Below are 1,093 nucleotides of genomic sequence, written 5' to 3'. Positions count from 1 at the left end.
AAAACTGACATAGTTCAGAATTTTTAGTGTGAATGAAATATCATAGAATGATTTTTTAATATTATACTTGATTTTTATTAACTAATTTTTTTATACGATAATATAGTTTGGAAAAATAGTATAAGGACAGAAGTAAATTTCAAAAGACTCCTTTTATCATGTATAATAAATGTTGTAGTGAGAAAAGGACTGGTGAAGTGATGGAAAAGAAATATATATTTTTTGATGTTGATGGGACAATAACTACAGGGGTAGAGTATGGGAATGAAATTCCTGAAGATACGTTACAGACAATTAAGGATTTGAAAGCGAAAGGACATTTCTTGTCTTTAGCCACAGGAAGGCCTTATTTTCATGCGAAAATGATGGCTGAAAGAGTGGGAATAGACAATATTGTTTGTAATGGAGGGTATAGTATATATTTAAAAGGAAAACAGATTTTTCAAAAAGGTATGGATGAAGTAGAATTAGATCGTTTAATAAATGAATGTGAAGATCATAACATACCATATGCAATTTCAGTAGAAGGTGAAGATCATTTTGTTACGAATAATGAAGCTTTGAAAAAACAAGTAGATGATTATGAATTCTGGGGTGTGATGGAATTAAACCCAACTTTTGATGGTAGAGATTATAAACAGATTACAAGAATGATTGTGGATGATAGTTATTGGAACTATGAACACAATGAAGAATATAATAAAATTATTTTAATGCGTTATTATGCACCGTTCATGATTGTGGAACCAGATGATAAAATTGGTGGGATTCATGAAGTCATGGATTATCTTAATGCACCAAAAGAAGATATTGTAACTTTTGGAGATGGACATAATGATATTAAAATGTTAGAAGCTTCACCTCTTGGAATTGCCATGGGGAATGCTGTAGATGAATTGAAAGAAGTGGCGGATTATATAACAAGCGGTAGTAATGAAAGTGGAATACGAAATGCATGTAAGCATTTTGGATGGTTATAAAAAAGAAGAACTGCAAGTATGATGTGAACCCCCAAAGTTAGACAATAAACTAACAAAGGGGGTTTTTCTTATGAAGTTGACTAACGAAATTAAAAAGAAGATTGTTTTAGAAA

1 protein-coding gene is annotated in these 1,093 nt (G+C 30.6%); it reads left to right on the top strand.

The genetic code is table 11. The features are described from left to right. Nucleotides 1-200: 200 nt before the first annotated feature. Nucleotides 201-980 carry a Cof-type HAD-IIB family hydrolase gene (locus tag M2475_RS11415; protein WP_277491669.1) on the top strand — a complete coding sequence of 260 codons (780 nt, stop codon included), beginning with the start codon at nucleotides 201-203 and terminating at the stop codon, nucleotides 978-980. Nucleotides 981-1,093: the final 113 nt, after the last annotated feature.

It is taken from the genome of Breznakia sp. PF5-3 (assembly GCF_029504745.1).
GTDB lineage: Bacteria > Bacillota_I > Bacilli_A > Erysipelotrichales > Erysipelotrichaceae > Breznakia.
Note: the sequence above shows the minus strand (reverse complement) of the source record. Positions and strands in the feature narration are given on the sequence as shown.

Coding starts and splice junctions, on each gene's coding strand:
- M2475_RS11415 (WP_277491669.1), top strand. CDS start 201: ATGGAAAAGAAATATATATTTTTTGATGTTGATGGGACAATAACTACA.